At 64.1% G+C, this 16,663-nt stretch carries 9 protein-coding genes; 7 read left to right on the top strand and 2 right to left on the bottom strand.

The genetic code is table 11. From position 1 onward, the window contains the following. Window positions 1-63 precede the first annotated feature (63 nt). Both HRQ64_RS13110 and HRQ64_RS13105 read left to right on the top strand, forming a co-directional pair. A complete protein-coding gene (locus tag HRQ64_RS13110; protein WP_172123613.1) occupies window positions 64-1,242 on the top strand; it encodes a GNAT family N-acetyltransferase in 1,179 nt (392 codons plus the stop codon). Then, window positions 1,239-2,564 (top strand): polysaccharide biosynthesis C-terminal domain-containing protein, encoded by a 1,326-nt coding sequence (locus HRQ64_RS13105; RefSeq protein ID WP_172123612.1) that lies wholly within the window; start codon window positions 1,239-1,241, stop codon window positions 2,562-2,564. Before HRQ64_RS13110 ends, HRQ64_RS13105 begins: the two co-directional genes overlap by 4 nt. Window positions 2,565-2,575: 11 nt before the next feature. Here the strand turns inward: HRQ64_RS13105 and HRQ64_RS13100 are convergent, their stop codons facing one another. Next, the gene (locus HRQ64_RS13100; RefSeq protein WP_172123611.1) at window positions 2,576-3,190 is read right to left on the bottom strand and encodes a GNAT family protein; all 615 of its coding nucleotides are present in this window, start codon (window positions 3,188-3,190) and stop codon (window positions 2,576-2,578) included. A gap of 147 nt (window positions 3,191-3,337) precedes the next feature. Here HRQ64_RS13100 and acs point away from each other — a divergent pair, with 147 nt between their 5' ends. From acs to HRQ64_RS13080, 4 genes are all read left to right on the top strand, one after another. After that, window positions 3,338-5,293, top strand: a complete 1,956-nt coding sequence (acs, locus tag HRQ64_RS13095) for an acetate--CoA ligase (RefSeq protein WP_172123610.1) — start codon at window positions 3,338-3,340, stop codon at window positions 5,291-5,293. A gap of 185 nt (window positions 5,294-5,478) precedes the next feature. Beyond that, entirely contained in the window at window positions 5,479-6,576 is a 1,098-nt protein-coding gene (locus HRQ64_RS13090; protein WP_172123609.1) for a glycoside hydrolase family 3 N-terminal domain-containing protein, read from the top strand. A gap of 76 nt (window positions 6,577-6,652) precedes the next feature. Continuing rightward, the gene (locus tag HRQ64_RS13085) at window positions 6,653-7,447 is read left to right on the top strand and encodes a UDP-2,3-diacylglucosamine diphosphatase (protein ID WP_127753496.1); all 795 of its coding nucleotides are present in this window, start codon (window positions 6,653-6,655) and stop codon (window positions 7,445-7,447) included. 114 nt (window positions 7,448-7,561) lie between these two features. Continuing rightward, the gene (locus tag HRQ64_RS13080; protein ID WP_172123608.1) at window positions 7,562-8,752 is read left to right on the top strand and encodes an MFS transporter; all 1,191 of its coding nucleotides are present in this window, start codon (window positions 7,562-7,564) and stop codon (window positions 8,750-8,752) included. Between the two features lie 232 nt (window positions 8,753-8,984). On the opposite strand, the gene HRQ64_RS13075 is transcribed toward HRQ64_RS13080, so the two are convergent. Then, window positions 8,985-15,755, bottom strand: a complete 6,771-nt coding sequence (locus HRQ64_RS13075; protein ID WP_172123607.1) for a hypothetical protein — start codon at window positions 15,753-15,755, stop codon at window positions 8,985-8,987. A 344-nt stretch (window positions 15,756-16,099) separates the two neighbouring features. Here HRQ64_RS13075 and HRQ64_RS13070 point away from each other — a divergent pair, with 344 nt between their 5' ends. After that, window positions 16,100-16,492 carry an Hpt domain-containing protein gene (locus HRQ64_RS13070; protein ID WP_127753493.1) on the top strand — a complete coding sequence of 131 codons (393 nt, stop codon included), beginning with the start codon at window positions 16,100-16,102 and terminating at the stop codon, window positions 16,490-16,492. Window positions 16,493-16,663: the final 171 nt, after the last annotated feature.

The following is a 16,663-nucleotide window of genomic DNA, read 5'->3' as shown; positions in this document are numbered from 1 at the left end:
CTAGGGTTTTGCTCATCCCGACGCAGTAGCTTTCGGCTTGTCAGTCCGAGCCGAAAGCTGCCCATGCCCGCAATCCTGGATCAAACCGTTCCACGCCTGGACCACCGGGCACCGGCGAAAGCCCAGGCTCCGGCATTGTCCCTCGCTCCCGAACTGGCTTCCGGGGCGCAATGGGATCGGATCATCGCCGAATTCGATGAAGTCTGCCAGGAACAGCTCCACCTTTTCAGCACCGCGCGCTGGCCCTCGGTGCGGCAGGAGCCCATGGTGTTCCGGCTGAATGGGGAAATCGTCGGCGGTGCCCTGGTGATGATCCAACCCCTGCCGCTGCGGCTGGGCGCGCTGGCGGTTTCAAAATGGGCGCCGATGCTCAAACATGCCGATCACCCCCAGGCGTCAGCCATTCATGCCGGCATGGTCGAGGCGCTGGTGGCTGAATATGCCGATAATCGCGGCATGATGCTCTCCGTGTTGCCGCGCGCGTCGATCGAGCCCGACAACGCCAGCTATGCTCAACTGCGCGCTCGCGGTTTTCAGCAGGGCTCGCAGCTGCTTTATCCCAACCGCTACATCATCGATCTCAGGCTTTCTGATGCCGAGCAGCGCAAGAGCTTTGCGCAGAAATGGCGCTACCACCTCAACAAGTCCGAAAAAGCAGGCTTGAGTTTCGAGCATGCCGAGCCCGGGCGGCTGGGTGAGTTCACCGCGCTTTATGAGGCGATGCTCGACCGCAAGAATTTCCCCGATCATTCCGCCTATGAAACCGTGCCTGCGCTGATGAACACCGAGATCGCTGCGCTGCGGCCCGAGCTGTTCTTCGTGCGCCACGAGGGCGAGGTGATCGCCGGGGCCCTGATCTTCAAGGCGGGCGATCGGGCCGTTTATCTTTACGGCGCCACCGCAGATAACGCGCTGCCGCTGCGCGCGGGCTATTTCATCCACTGGCACATCATCCGCTGGCTGCGCGATAACACCTCGGCACGCTGGTATGATCTGGGCGGCACTGATGGCAATCGCGGTCTGCACCAGTTCAAGAAGGGCATGGCTGGCGACCGGGGCGTGATCCGCCCCGTGCCGCCCGTTGCCAACTACGCTTCGCGCCCCTGGCCGTTTCTTGTTGGCAATGGTGCCTTCATGGCCCGCGATACTGCTAACGCGCTGCGCCGCCATGTCGCCGGGCTGTTCAACCCCGCTGCACGGCCCGACCAGGCCCGCGACAGCGGGCAGGGCCGCGCCCCATGAGTTTGGCGCGTCGGCTGGCTTCCCAGTCCACCATCATCTTCGGCGCCCGCCTGTTCGGTGCCGGGCTGATCTTTGTCGTCCAGGCGCTGATCGCCCGCTGGTGGGGGCCGGGCCTGCTTGGCGAATATCTGCTGATCGTGGCCGCGGTGAACCTGATCAGCGTCGCCATGCCTTTCGGCTTCCAGACCGTGGGCGCTTATTTCGCCGCCGAATACCGGGCGCGCGCGCAGCAGCGGCAGCTGCTGATTTTCATGCTCTGGGCCTATGGTCATGTCCTGGGCACGCTGGCGCTGCTGCTGGTGGCTGGTTATCCACTGCTGCAGGCGATCGGGCAGGGCGGCAGTGTGCTGGCGCAGCATCTGGTGCCCGCCGCGCTGCTCGCCTTTGCCACCGCGATGTTTTACGTCAATGGCGCGCTGCTGGTCGGGCTCAAGCACCCGCTGGCCGGCTATGTGGTTGATTCCGTGTTCCGCCCGCTGATTGTCGTAGGCGCCTTCTTGGTGACTGCGAGCCTGGCTCCGCCAGCCGAGGCATTCTCCAACATGCTGTGGGTAATCGGGGTCGGCTGTGCCCTGGTGTCGCTGGTGCACTTCGCCTATGTCGTGCGGGTGTTCCGCTGCGTTCAAAACGAGGCACCGGCTCAGCCGCGTGAGCTCGCCCGGTGGTGGCGCTTCGCCGTGCCCTGGGTGCTGATCGGGCTCGCCACCGACTTCTTTTTCGATATCGACCTGCTGCTGCTCAGCCATCTGCTCGATCGCGAGCAATTGGCCATCTTTGGCGTATGCACACGCATTTTTGCCCTGGCGGCCTTCGGGGTCGGGGCGGTGTATGCCGTGACCCTGCCCGAGATCTTTGAAAGCCAGGCCAATTCTGACCGCAGCGCCTTTCTGCGCAAGGTGGGCGAGGCCAATGTGGTCGCCAGTGGCTTATCGGTCCTGCTCTTCGTGGTCATGGCCGTAGGCGCGCCGTTCGGCCTGCTGCTGTTCGGGCCAGCCTTTACCGCCGGAGCATTGCCGCTTGCCGTGTTGTGCCTGTCCCTCGTGGTGCGCTCGGTCGCGGGGCCGGCATCGCTGGTACTCTCGATCCATGATCGCCCCTATGCCAGCCTGCCTGCGGTAGGGCTGGGCATTGTCATGCTGGTGGCCGGCAATGCCCTGCTGGTGCCCCCATTCGGGCTGATGGGCGCGTCGCTGTCGGCGCTGATCGCCATTACCGCTTGGTCAGCGGGTTTGTGGCTGACGGCTTATAAGCTGGCCGGGCTCGATGTTTCCATTCTGCAATGGTTCCGTGCTAGGCGGGCCGCTACCCTGGCGACTGGCTAGCCGCAGTCGCCTCACCGGGTCAGCGCCAGTCGGGCGGAACGGCGCAGCCGATTGACCATGCCGCCGCTAACTCCACGGTCATAACCGGGGATCACCTTGGTCAGCGGGCGCTCATAAAGCAGGTAGTCTTCGCCAAAGATATGGTTCTCGAGCACCGCGATCTGCTTGAAGCCCATGCGGGTCATGATCGCCGCCGCGGGATCATTGCCGGCCTTGGTATAGGTGGCGATCTTGTGGAAGCGTCCATTGTCCCAATGGTTGATAAAGGCGCGCATGCCCTGGACCCCAAGCGTGCTGCGCCGCTTGTCGGGGAACACATAGGACCAATAGAGCCAGAGCGTGCCCAGTTCGGGACCGGAGATCATGAAACCAGCGGGTTCGCCCTTGAGGATGAACATCATCACGTGGTGCGGATCGGCATCGATCAGCGAGGCGAGATAGGGCTTGGTCAGCCGGGCCGATTCGTAGGCCTTGAACTCGCTCGAGTAAAAGGGCGAGGTCACGATAGCTTCCTGCAGTCGGGCATGGACCAGCCCGATATCGGCGTAACTGGCGGCGCGGAACAGCGGTGCCTTGGGGGCGGCTGTGCTCACGGCACTCGCTGGCGTCAGTGCAATGTCGCTCATATGGTTCACCCGGCTTGACCCCCGCACAGTACCACCAGTTCATCCTGGGTCTAAGTGCGCTCGTTTGCTGGGGTTAATGGAGCACAGCCTTGCCCATGCGCAGCCCCGGCGGTACAACAGCGCAAGGCAAAAAAGGGGAGAACCAGTGTGAGCCAAGAGCTCGTATTCCAGCCAGATGCAGCCGCAACCGCTCATACCCATGCGACCAAGGAGCAGTATGAGCAGATGTATGCCCGCTCCGTCAGCGACCCCGATGGATTCTGGGCCGACGAGGCCGGGCGCATCTCCTGGATCAAGGCCCCCACCAAGATCAAGAACACGAGCTTTGCTTACCCCGATGTCTCGATCAAATGGTTCGAAGACGGGGTGCTGAACCTTGCCGCCAACTGCATCGACCGGCATCTGGAAGAACGTGGCGATCAGGTCGCGATCATCTGGGAGCCCGATGATCCCAACACCGAAGCCGAACACATCACCTATCGCAAGCTGCACGAAAAGGTTTGCCGCTGCGCCAATGTGCTGCTTTCGCTCGGGGTTAAGAAGGGCGACCGCGTCACCATCTACCTGCCCATGATTCCGCAGGCCGCCTATGCCATGCTGGCCTGCGCGCGCATCGGGGCCGTCCATTCGGTCGTGTTCGGCGGCTTTTCGCCCGACGCCCTGGCCGGCCGCATCAACGATTGCGACAGCCGCATCGTCATCACCGCCGATGAAGGCCGCCGCGGCGGCAAGACAGTGCCGCTCAAGGCCAATGTCGACAAGGCCCTGGCGGACGCGCCGGGCGTCGACAAGGTGCTGGTGGTGCACAACACCGGCGCGGCCGTCACCATGAAGGGCAGCCGCGATATCTGGTGGCACGAGGCGGCTGCCGGCGTTGAGCCCTTCCACGATCCCGTGCCGATGGGCGCCGAGGATCCGCTGTTTATCCTTTATACCTCCGGCTCCACCGGCAAGCCCAAGGGTGTGCTCCACACCACGGGCGGTTATGCCGTCTGGGCTTCGATCACGCATCAATACGCCTTCGACTACCAGCCGGGCGAGGTGTACTGGTGCACCGCCGATATCGGTTGGGTCACCGGCCACAGCTATCTCGTCTATGGCCCGCTCGCCAATGGCGCGACCACGGTGATGTTCGAGGGTATTCCGAGCTATCCCAATCCCGCCCGCTTCTGGGAGGTGATCGACAAGCACAAGGTCAACATCTTCTATACCGCTCCCACCGCCATCCGCGCGCTGATGGGCGCGGGCGTGGAATGGGTTGATAAGGCCGATCTGTCCTCGCTGCGCCTCATCGGTTCGGTGGGCGAGCCCATCAATCCCGAAGCCTGGCTCTGGTACCACAAGCATGTGGGCCGCGAGCGCTGCGCGGTGATCGACACCTGGTGGCAGACCGAAACCGGGGGCATCATGATCACCCCGCTCCCCGGCGCAGTCGCCGCCAAGCCGGGTTCGGCCACCCTGCCGTTCTTTGGCGTGCAGCCCGTGGTGCTCTCGCCAGAGGGTCGCGTGCAGGATGAAACCAAGGGGCAGGGCGTGCTGGCCATCAAGGACAGCTGGCCCGGCCAGGCCCGTACCATTCACGGCGATCACAGCCGGTTCGTCTCGACCTATTTCGAGACCTATAAGGGCTACTACTTCACCGGCGATGGCTGTCGGCGCGACGAGGACGGCTATTACTGGATCACCGGCCGGGTCGACGATGTGCTCAACATATCCGGCCATCGCCTCGGGACGGCCGAGATCGAAAGCGCGCTGGTTGCCCATCCCAAGGTTTCCGAAGCCGCTGTTGTGGGATACCCGCATGATCTCAAGGGGCAGGGCATCTATTGCTATGTGACCCTGATGGAAGGGGAAACCAGCGACGACGCGCTGCGCACCGAACTTCGCAGCTGGGTGCGCAAGGAAATCGGCCCGATCGCAACGCCTGACCTCATCCAGTGGGCCCCCGGCCTGCCCAAGACACGTTCGGGCAAGATCATGCGGCGCATCCTGCGCAAGGTCGCCGAGAACGACTTCGCCTCGCTGGGCGACACCTCGACCCTGGCCGATCCCGCCGTGGTCGATGACCTCATCGCCAACCGGCAAAACCGGCCCGCGAGCTAGTCCGTAGGAGCGGAGGGCCAGCTCTCCGCCCGCTCCCACCTTTATCTGCAACGGACCCTTTGACGCAGTTTCCGCCGGCGCCGCCGCTATTTGGGCGCCGCGGCCTGTCGTTGTGCCTTTGGCCATCGTTTGGGCGGCTTTGGGCCGTCTAGGTCCGCTCGCTTCCTCAACTTCCGGACTATTCCTTGATCAAAGCTCTTCCTCGTTTCGCCGCCAGTGCGGTGTTTGCTCTCGCACTGAGCCTTCCTGCGGCCGCGGCAACGCTGGAAATCATGGCCGGACAGATGATCGTCGTCGGCTTTCAGGGCAATGATGCCGACGATGCTTCCGTCGTCGCCTTGCGCGAGGAGCTGGCCGCGGGCCACCTCGGTGGCGTCATGTTCCTCAAGAGCAATGTGAAGAGCCTTGCCGCCGTTACCGAAATGAACCGGCAGTTCCGGGCCGCTGCTCCCGATCTGCCCCCGCTGATCACGCTGGACCAGGAAGGCGGCTCCGTCGAGCGCCTCACCAAACAGGTCGGCTTTCGTGAGGTGCCTTCGGCGCGCTCGGTCGCGGCCCGCAACAGCCCGGCCGAAGCCAAGTCAATCTACGCCCGCATGGCCGCCTCCATTGCCGAGCTGGGTTTTACGCTCAATTTCGGCCCTGTGGCCGATATGGAGGTCAATCCCAAGAACCCGATCATCGCCAAGTTCGGCCGCGCCTATGGCGCTGATGCCGAGGACGTGGCCGCCTATGACGCGGCCTTTATCGCCGCCCATCGCGCCGCGGGCGTGTTGACCGCGATCAAGCATTTCCCGGGCCACGGCTCGTCCACCCGCGACAGCCATGCGGGCTTTGTCGACATCACCAAGACCTGGGACGCGAGCGAACTGGAGCCCTATCGCACCCTGATCGAGGCTGACGATGCCGACATGATCATGGTGGGCCATCTCTATCATGCCGCTTATTCTGGCGGCGACACACGCTTGCCAGCTTCCCTTTCGCCCGACTGGATCGAAGGCGTGTTACGGGGCGATTTGGGCTTTGATGGCGTCGTGATCAGCGACGATCTGGAGATGGGAGCGATTCGCGCTCATTTCGGGCTCGCCGACACCGTCACCCGCGCGGTGCGGGCCGGAATGGACGTGCTGTTGCTTTCCAACACGGCCAAATATCGGCCGGGCCTGGGGCGCGAAGTTCTCGAAATTCTCGTGTCAGAAGCCGACAAAGACCCCGCTTTTGCTCGGCGCATCGAGCAAAGCTACAATCGTATTGCTCGCCTCAAGGCTCGCATCGCTCCGTGACGGCGCTTGCGCTTTCCTCCGGGCACGCTGGAGGTTAAAGTGCGCCTCCCCCATAGGGCAGAGGAGTCGTTAGCGCATGGCGGAAAGCCGCGAAACCAGACAGGTCCGGGCGATCTTTATCTCGGATGTCCACCTGGGCATGAAGCCCATCCGGGTGGGACAGCTGATCGAGTTCCTGCGCGCCCATGACGCCGAGACGATCTACCTCGTCGGCGACATCATCGATGGCTGGCGGCTCGCCAAGGGCTGGCACTGGCCCAGCGAATATAATGTCTTGGTGCAGGTGCTGCTGGACAAGGCGACGGCTGGCACACGCGTGGTTTATCTGCCCGGCAACCACGACGAATTCCTGCGCGAATATCTTGGCACCTATTTCGGCGAAATCGAATTCGTCGATCGTACGGTTCACACCAGTGCGCTGGGGAAAACCTATCTCGTCATCCATGGCGATCAGTTCGACGTCGTGGTGATGAATGCCAAGTGGCTCGCCCATGTGGGCGACTGGGCCTATAACGCTGCCCTGCGCGTCAATATCGCCATCAATTGGGTGCGCCGGCGCCTCGGGCTGCAATATTGGTCGCTATCGGCCTGGGCCAAGCAAAAGGTCAAGAACGCTGTTTCCGTAATCGGGCGCTTCGAGGAGGCCCTGGTTTACGAAGCCAAGCAATCGGGCGTAGATGGGGTGATCTGCGGTCACATCCACTTCGCCGATATGCATGACCGCCTCGGCATTCATTACATCAATACCGGTGACTGGGTGGAAAGCTGCACCGCCATCGTCGAAACGCCAGAGGGCGGCTTCGAGCTGATCAAGTGGACTGATATGTCGGCCACAGAGCCGCGCAAGTTCCGCTTGCGGCGCGCATCCTGAGGAACGTGCTGCATTTCAGCACAATTTAGCCCGGCTCCAGCGAATCTGCTCTTGAACTCCACGGCATAGCCAGCAAAACTTGCTTCCGGGCGATTTGCCCGGAGTTTTTCTTTCATGCCGTCGGTATCTGCGCGCTGGGACAGTCCCAGCCTGCGCGCTTCCTTGTTTCACTTGACCGTCTTCGCCCCCATGGCGGTCAGTTCCGTGTATCTGGCCATCTGGCTCAGTGAAAAAGGCATTCAAGCCGACCAGATCGGCATTGTGGGTGCCGTGCCCGTGGCGGGCCTGCTGATCCTCAATCTCTTCATCGGGCGACTGGCCGACAAGGCCAAGGATTGGCGCACGGTGATCGTGATCCTGGCGCTGCTGGGCGGTGCCTTTCCGCTAGGGCTGTTTTTCGTCAGTGAGTTCTGGAGCATCGTCCTTGTCTGGGCCTTCTGCGCCATGTCCTCGGGTTCCATCGCCCCGGTGATCGACGCGGCCACGATGCGGCTGGTGCAACGCACGGGCGGCGATTTCGGCACCATCCGGGCCTGGGGCACGGTGGGCTATGTCGTTGCCGCTTCCGGAGTCGGTTTTGCCGTCACCGCCTTTGGCACGGCGGCCTTTGTGCCGCTGTTTTTCGCCGTCTCCCTGTTGCGCGCACTGGTGTCGCTGCAACTGCCGCGCTTCCGTGCCCCCGAGCCGGTGCCGACCCTGGCTGCGCTCAGCCCGGAGCCCGCCAAGCTGAGCGCTGCCCTCAAGCCCTGGTTCGTGCTACCACTCGTCGCCTTTGCCCTCGTCAATGCCGGGCATGGCGTGCTGGGCAGCTTTGCGGCCCTGCTTTGGCATCAGCACGGCGTTCCCGATTATTACATCGGGCCGCTGATCGCCACTTCGGCGCTGGCCGAGGCGGTGATGATGTTCTTGTGGCAGCGCTTTGGCGGCCGGGTCACGGCGCGCAGCATGATCCTGGCGGCCTGCATCGCCGCGCTGATCCGGTTCACTGCCATGGCCTTCGATCCGCCGGTCGCGGTGTTGTTCGGCCTCCAGACGCTCCATGCCGTAACCTATGGCGTCGGCTATTTCGGCGTCGTGCATTTCATCGCCAATTGGACCGGCGAAGACATTGCCGCCGAAGCCCAGGGCTTTGCGACCATGCTGCAGCAGGCCACCTTGGTGATTACCCTAGCGGGGTTCGGCTGGCTTGTCGCCCATGTGGGCGTCGCCTCATATTTCGCCATTTCAGTGCTGTCGCTGCTCGGCATCGGCTGCGTGCTGCTGTCGTTGCGCCTGCGGCCACCCAAGGATGCGGTGCTGCCCTGAGCCTCGGCGCGCGTCGGCGGAGGGGCTGGTTTTCTCAAGACATGTTGCCGTCAGCTTGCCTGGTCGCTTCAGCCGCATCCTCGTGAGCAGAGGGGAATGCCGGGGAGCACCGACCCGGGGCTGCTTGAGTTCCGCGTCTGGGCTCAGCCGTTGACGGGAATTCACAGTGGCCACGCCCAACAAAAAGGCCCCGGTTTTCACCGGGGCCTTTGTTCGTTTGTTGCAGTTCCGACTAGTTCAGGCGCCCGCTGGCATGGGCCAGCATGGTGTAGACCTTGCCGCGATCGGACAGCAGATATTCGCGCGTTTCGGCAGCTGCACGGGGACCGGCAGCCGCACGCTTCAGCAGCTGCTCGAACTCACCCATGTAAGCTTGGGCCGTACGGGCGAAATCGGCGTCGCGCTGCACGCGCTTGCGGACATCGTCATAGGTGCCCTGGCCGGTCAGCGTATAGATTCGGCGCGAGAACACGTTGGATTCCCCGGCTTGGTAGCGAGCCCAGGCTTCGCCCAGAGCGGCATCGTCGATGGCGCGGGCGATATCCTCGGTCAGCCCCGAAAGACCCTGCTGCGGCGCTTGCTGCTGGGTGCTGGCCTGCTTGGCCGATGCATTGCGCAGCACATCACGCAGCCAGCCACCGGTATCCTGCGCGGCCGGGCTTGCTTCAGCTTCCGCAGGTGCTGCGGGCTGAACCGGTGCAGCTGGCTGGACTGGCGCAGCTGGCTGGACTGGTGCGGCCGGCTGGACTGCCGCCGGACGAGCCGGCTCAGGGGCGCGGATCGGATCGACCAGCGGCTGACGAGCGGGCTCGGGCGCACGGATCGGATCCACCAGGGTTTGGCGGACCGGCTCGGGTGCCGGCTGGCGCTGTGGCTCTGGCTGGGCCGGACGGGCGGGCTCCATCCGGGCCTGACGCACGGGCTCGGGCGCAGCTTCGCGCGGCTGCGGATAGCTGGCTTCGGCGCGCGGTGCCTCATAGCGGTTAGCGCGCTGGGCCGGACGGCGGTCGTGCAGGTCATGGGTGGCCGGCTGCGCGCGCACAATGGCGTTGAGCTCGCTCAGAGCCTCGATCTGCTCGGCAACCACGCGTCGCATGGCGGCTGCACTGGCGCGGGTTTCCTCGGGCAGTTCGGCAACGCCGCGGGCCAGCTCGGAACGGGTTGCTTCGAGCTCGGAGCCCACTTCGCGGGCGGTGTCGCGCATGGCGCGGGCGGTGTCGTTGAACCGGCGCGTTGCTTCTTCCAGAGCTCGCTGCATTTCGCCGATCATCTGCTGTTGGGCGTCCTGGAGCGCGGCGCTGGCGCGCCCGCTTTCGGTTTCCGCGGTGCTGCGGAAGTCACCCAGGCGCGATGCCACATCGCCGCTGGTTTGCTCCAGAGCCTCGCGGAACGTGCCCGTGCTCTGGTCGATTGCCTGGCGCAGCACTCCGGTATTGCTCGAAACCGCATTGCGCACCGAAACGGCGCTATCACTGATGGTTTCTGCCAGCGTGCTGGTGGTGGCGCTGAGCACATCGGTGACGCTGCCGGCGGCCGAAGTCAGGATGTCGGCCACGCGGTTGGCATTTTCTTCCAGCGCCGAACTGACCTGTGCGGTTTGTTCGGAAAGGGCCGAGCGGATGGTGCTCGTGGTTTCGTTGAGCGCACCGGTGGCCGCGTCGCTGGCGCGGGAAAGGGCGCCATCGACCTGGGCGGCACTTGAATTCAGCGTCGCCGCGAAGCGTTCGGTGCTGGCATTGAGCGTCGAGTTCAGGCGCTCATTGGTCGCGTAGATCGCATCATTGACGCTGCTGGTATTGGCCTGGATCACCTCGGCAACCTGGGCCGAAGTCTGGCTGAGCGCTTCGGTCACCGCCGAAGTGGTGCTGGCCAGCGTATCGGCGACGGTATGGGTGGTTTCACCCAGGGCCTCGTCCATGGCCCGACGCGCACCGATCAGGCGGCGTTCGGTGTCGTTGACCGTTTCGGCAATCGACTGCGCGAACATGCGCATGCGGTTGTCGATGTCGTCGGCACGCGAGGTGAAGCTGGCCGCCAGAGCGTCCATGGCGTTGCGGCGTTCTTCCAGCGTTTCCACCGCGAAGTCGCCCGTGGTTGCAAGGGCCGAGGAGGCACGGTCCATATTGGCCGCTTCCGCGTCCAGCTTGCCGAGCATGGATGAGAACTCGTCCACCATGGTGCGGATGGTGTTCTGCAGCGCACCAACATGTTGGCTGACCATCTGGCCGGCTTCTTCGGTCTGGCCGATCGCTTCGCGAACAGTGGCCGAATAGGTCGCGGTCTGCTGGGCAACGCTGCTCTCGAGGCTCGCCAGATTGGCGGTCGAGGCATCGAGCACCCGCTGCAGCAGCAGGTTGGAGTCGTTGAGCTTGCCCAGTGCCGCGGTGACATCGGACAGGATGCGCGAGGTCGAGGCCGACATGATGGTTTCGGCTTCGCGGGCATTGTCGGCCAAGGCGTCGCGCAGCACATTGCCATGGCTGAGCAGGGCGCCCTGCAACTGGTCGGAGCGCTCGGTCACCAGCGCCGCAAAGGCATTGGTCTGCTCCTCCACCGAGCGGTTGAGATCGGCGATCTGATTGCCGATCGCATCGACCGCACCAACGGCCTTGACCGAAACGACCTCGTCGATGCCAGCCGCAGCCGAGCGAATCTGGTTCATCGCCGCGCGAACGGCTGCGTCCATGCTATTGGCGGTGGCGCTGATATCCTCGGCAATATTGTGGGTTGCCGCGATGATGCGCGTCGAAATGGTTTCCTCGATGCGATCAGCGCCGGCTTCCAGATCCGCCATGGACTGGGTGATCGAGGTGTTGATCGAGGCGTTGAGCGCAGCCAGGCGCTCAGCGGTGATATCGGCGCGGGCGGTGATGGCCTCGGGCAGGGTGCCCAAGCGCTGGTCAACCATGTCGGTGATGGCGCGACGCGCCATGTTTACGCCGGTCTCGATGAGATCGGCAGCCTTGCGCGCGCTTTCGCCCACAGTGGCGCTGACCGCGTCGAGACGGGCGGCAACGCCATTTTCGGCATCCGAGATCTTGGCCACGGCGCTGTCGAGCCCAACGCCCAGATGGGTGTTCACCTCGGCAACCTTGCTGGCGATCACGTCCGACATGCCATTGACGCGTTCGGCCATGGTGTCGGTGACTTCGCGCAGCGACGCATCGATGCGGGTGCGGGCCTCTTCGCTCTGCTGGGCGATAGTGTCGGCCAGCTCGGCCGTGCGTAGGCCCATGGTTTCACCGATGGAGGTGGTGTGCGTCGCCAGCGTGTCGGACAGCGCCTGGGTGCGCGCACCCAGGGCGTCGTTGAGCTGGTGGGTGCGCATGCCGATCGTGCTGGCCAGCTCATTGGTGCGCGCATCGAGCGCACCGGTGAGTGCCGCAGCCTGCGTGGTGAGCTCGGTGCTGAGCTTTTCCGTGCCGGCAGCGATCTGGCCCGAAAGGTTCGCCGTGCGCTCGTCGAGCGCGGAAGCGAGCTCTTCGGTGCGCGCGCCAAGTGCTGCGTTGAGGCTATAGGCGCGGCCATCAAGGGCCTCGGTAAAGTCGCTGACGCGGCCGTCAAGGGCCCCGGTCAGCTCCGAGAGGCGGGCATCAAGCGCGCCGGTGAGGCCCGAGCTGCGGCTGTCGAGCGCCTGGGTCAGTTCTGCGGTGCGGGTGTCGAGTACTTCGGTGAGCTCGGCCGTGCGGCTATCCAGGGCTTCGGTGAACCCAGCGCGGCGGCTGTCAAGCGCACCGGTGAGGCGCGACACACCCTGGTCGAGCGTTACCGCAATACCTCCGACGCGGCTGTCGAGGGCTCCAGCAAGCTGCGACACGCCCTGATCAAGCGTGCCAGTAATACCGCCAAGGCGGCTGTCGAGGGCCTCGCTGATCTGCGACACGCCCTGGTCGAGTGTGCCGGCAATGCCGCCGAGGCGGCTATCCAGGGTCTCGCCGAGCTGGGAAACGCCGTGATCAAGCGCACCGCTGATGCCTTCCAGACGACCTTCCAGCGCTTGCGTGATCTGCGATACGCCCTGGTCCAGGGCGCCAGTGATCCCGCCAACGCGGCTGTCGAACGCACCAGACAGTTCGGCAACGCTGCGATCCAGAGCCCCGGTGATGCCGCTCAAACGGGTGTCGAGTGCCCCCGTCAAATCGGTAACGCGCGTATCGAGGGCGCCGGTGATATCGGCGACGCGGCTGTCCATCGACCCGGTGATATCCGTCAGGCGGCTGTCCAGCGCGCCAGTGAGGTCGGCAGCACGCGTATCGAGCGCATTGATAAATGCGCCGGTGCGGCTGTCGAGCGCTTCGGTCAGATCGGCAGTCTGGCTTTCGATCGTGCCGGTAAAGCCTGTGGCACGTTCGTCGAGCATGGCGGCGAGGCCAGCTGCGCGCTGATCCACTTCGTTGGCGAAGCGGTTGGTGTGCTGATGGAAGCGGGCCGAAAGCGCGCCGGTATGCTGGTCGATGGATGCGGCGAGGCCCGTAGCGCTTTCCTCGATCTGCGTCGAAAGGGCCGCGGTGCGGTCCTGCAGCGTATCGGCAAGGCGCTGGGTGCGGCCGGCAATGGCCTGGTCGAAAGCCTCGGTGCCGGTGAGTAGGGTTTCGCCCAGTTCCTGCGAGCGCAGGCGGATGGCCTCGCTGAACTCGTTGCCACGGCCATCAAGCGTCGCAGTGAGCTCATCGGTGTGGATGGTTATGGCGGTGGTGATTTCGCTGGCGCGTGCACCGAGCACCTGATCGATCTGATCGGCGCGGGCGGTGAGCACCTGCTCAAGTTCCCCCGTGCGGGCGCTCAGCGTCTGGTCGATTTCGCCGGCGCGGCTGCCCAGGACCTGCTCGACGCGGGCGGCATGGGCACCCATGACGCGGTTGATCTCACCGGCGCGGGTGCTCAGCACCTGGTCGAGTTCGCCGGTGCGGGCGCCCAGCGCTTCATCGATTTCGGTGAAGCGATTTTCAAAGGCGCCGCGGATTTCGCCGCTGCGGGCGGTGAGGATTTCATCGAGACGTTGGGTGCGACCATCGATGGCTTCGGCGATGATGCCGGCATGGCCATCCAGCTTTTCACCGAGCTCACGCGAGGTGGTGGTGAGGCTATCGGTGATGGCCTGGGTGCGCGAACCCAGCACTTCGCCCAATTCCCGGGTGCGCTCGGCAACCACGGCGTTGAAGCGACCCGATTCTTCGTTCAGCGCCATTTCCAGAACATTGGCGCGCGCGGCAAAGCTGCTGCTTTGCGCTTCTAGGCGACGCAGCAGCTGCTCGCCTTTGTCGCCAATCACATCGTCAAGGCTGTGCAGGCGGCTATCGAGCGCACCGGTGACCTCGGCAAGGCGGGCATCGAACTGGCCCAGCGAATCCTGTCCGGCCGTGGAAAGGGTCAAACGGGCGCGTTCGGAGGAATCTTCCAAAGCGCCATTGAGCTCGATCAGCGCCGTTTGCAGGCGGCTCTCGATGCCATTGAGCTGGATGGAAACGGTTTCGTCGATCTGGCGGCTGGCCGAGTTCAGAATGCCTTCGGCTTCGCGCGACCGGTTGGCGATCTCCTCGGCAATGCGGCTGCCGATGGTGTCGAGCGCGGTGGTGACGGAGTCGCCGCGTTCGCGCAGCTGTTCCAGAAGATTGTTGCCGCCCTCCGACAACAGGGTCGCGATTTCGCTGGTGCGGTCGCCCAGGGCTCCGGACAGGTCACCGGCGCGCTGCTCCAGCACGGCCGAGAGCACACTGGTGCGGTCTTCCAGGATGCCGGCCAGGGCGTTGCTACGCTGCTCAAGCGTATCGGCCAGGGTAGCACTGCGGTCAGCAATCAGGCCGGCCAGATTGCCGGTGCGTTCTTCAAACGAGCCAGCCAGTTCGCGGCTGCGCTCATCGAGCCGGGCGGTGCGGTCGTCGATGGCACTGGCAATGTCGCCGACGCGGCTATCGAGCGCCTCCGTCAGCGCACGCATGCGGGTTTCGATGGTGGAGTCGAGCTCACCAGTGCGAGCCTCGAGCGTGCGCGCCATGGCGGCGGTTTGCTCGTCAAAGTTCTGTGACACCCGGCCAGCGCTGTTGTCGAGCGCGGAGATGAAGTCGGTGGTGCGGTTGTCGACCAGGGCAACGAAGTTTTCGGTGCGCTCGCCAAAGCTGCTGTTGAGCGTATTGCCGGCAGTCTCAAGGGCGCGGGTCAGAGTGCCGCCGCTTTCCACCAAGGTGCCGGCGATGCGCTGCGAGATGGCATCGAGATCAAAGACCAGCCCGGTATGGCTTTCGGTAATGGCTTCGCGCACCCGCTCGGTATTTGTCAGAACGCTTTCGCGCTGGCTGGCGAGTTCGGCGATCAGCGCGCGCATGCGCGACTCGTTGTCGGAATAGGTGCGCTCGAGTGCCGTGACCTCGTTGTGGATCATCACTTCGAGTTCGCCGGCGCGCGACAGGGCGCGCTCCAGCCCGTCACCCAGCGCATTGACCTCGCGGCGCACGGCCTGGCCCACCGAGGCAACCTTGTCGGCGGCGGTGACTTCGGGCTCAGCCAGGCGAATGGCGGCCTGGGTGATGGTGGAAGCCGCGTTACGCAGATCCTGCGCGCGACGGAACAAGGTAGCGACGGCAAAAAAGCCCAGCACGGGCAAGAGCATCAGCGCGGCAAGGAAGATGAAATCGATGGTGCCGACAAAGCTGCCGAAATCGGCGAACTGGTCGCGATAGCGCATAGCGCCGGCCGCGCCGGTGGCGCCCAGCCACAGCACCGACAGGATCACCGCCATCCAGACTGGCGTCGCTGACGAGCGGGTCTGCAGGCCGTAAAGGATTTTGGAAGTGCCGAACCGATCGTCATTGGCGACCGGTCCCGCCTGCGCCGCGATCTTGTCGGCCGCCAAAAGGCGCTCTGTCTTGGCAGGATCGTTGCGCTTTTCGGCGGGCTTGTCGCCGGAGCTGTCGAGATTGAACACCGAGTCCTTCAGCGCGTCTTCCACCGCTGAAAACGCAAGGGCCGCAGGATCGTTTGCTGGGGGGGTCGGGTTTTTCGCCATACTCTTTACAACTCTCGCATCGGCCTGGCAGCGGGGGCGGTTTTAAGAGGGTGATCTAACGCCAAGCCGTTGCCGGGCTTGTCGCCAAATTGGTTCAATTCGATGCAAATGGCCCTGCATCGGTCCTCTACCATCGCCGCCGCGCGCTGGTTCATCGTTAAGTAGTACATGCAATTTAACTCAAACCGAACGGTTTCTTACCCAAAGGTTAATTTTTGCAGTGGGTAACACGGACCGCTCGATGCGCGCAAACTGCGCCGTCGATTTAATAGGGTATTCACGCCAGCCGCTTAGGCTTGGACGACCGGTCGCGTTCTTGGCCGTAGTTGTTCAAGTGGAAAACCATGGCCAATCCCTCAGCATCGCTCCCCCAGCAGTTCTCGCCTAGCGAGGCCAACAAAGGGGGCCCGATCGATCGCTTGCACCTGGCTCGCCAGTGCCTGGGTGACGAGGGACTGGAGCAAGAAGTGCTGCGGCTGTTCCACGACACGATCAAGAGCTATATGGCTCGGCTGCAGCGGGCCGAAGATGGGGCGGAAACGCGGATTGCCCTGCACACGCTGAAGGGCGCTGCGCGCGGGGTAGGGGCCTGGACGGTTGCCGATCAGGCGCAGGCTGCCGAGGAGGAACTGGCCGATGCTGCGGTGGTAGGGCCGGAGCGCTTTGCCGACCTCGCCATGGCTGTGGAAGAAGTGAGCGTCTTCATCGCCGGCATGCTGACCGACGACTTAAATTAGCAAGTGCGCCGCGCACCGCTGCCGGTGAGGCCTGCGAGGACCTCCCGGCCGCTTTGCGCTGTGCACAACGCAGGAATTTGACGGCTTGCCTTGCCAACGCCTATAGAGCGCCCGATATCTAATGCGCTTTCAGGTGCATCGCCGCCCATGGTTGATGGCCACCAAGACAAG

Origin of the sequence: Devosia sp. 919, assembly GCF_013185965.1 — a bacterium.
Classification (GTDB): Bacteria; Pseudomonadota; Alphaproteobacteria; order Rhizobiales; family Devosiaceae; genus Devosia.
Note: the sequence above shows the minus strand (reverse complement) of the source record. Positions and strands in the feature narration are given on the sequence as shown.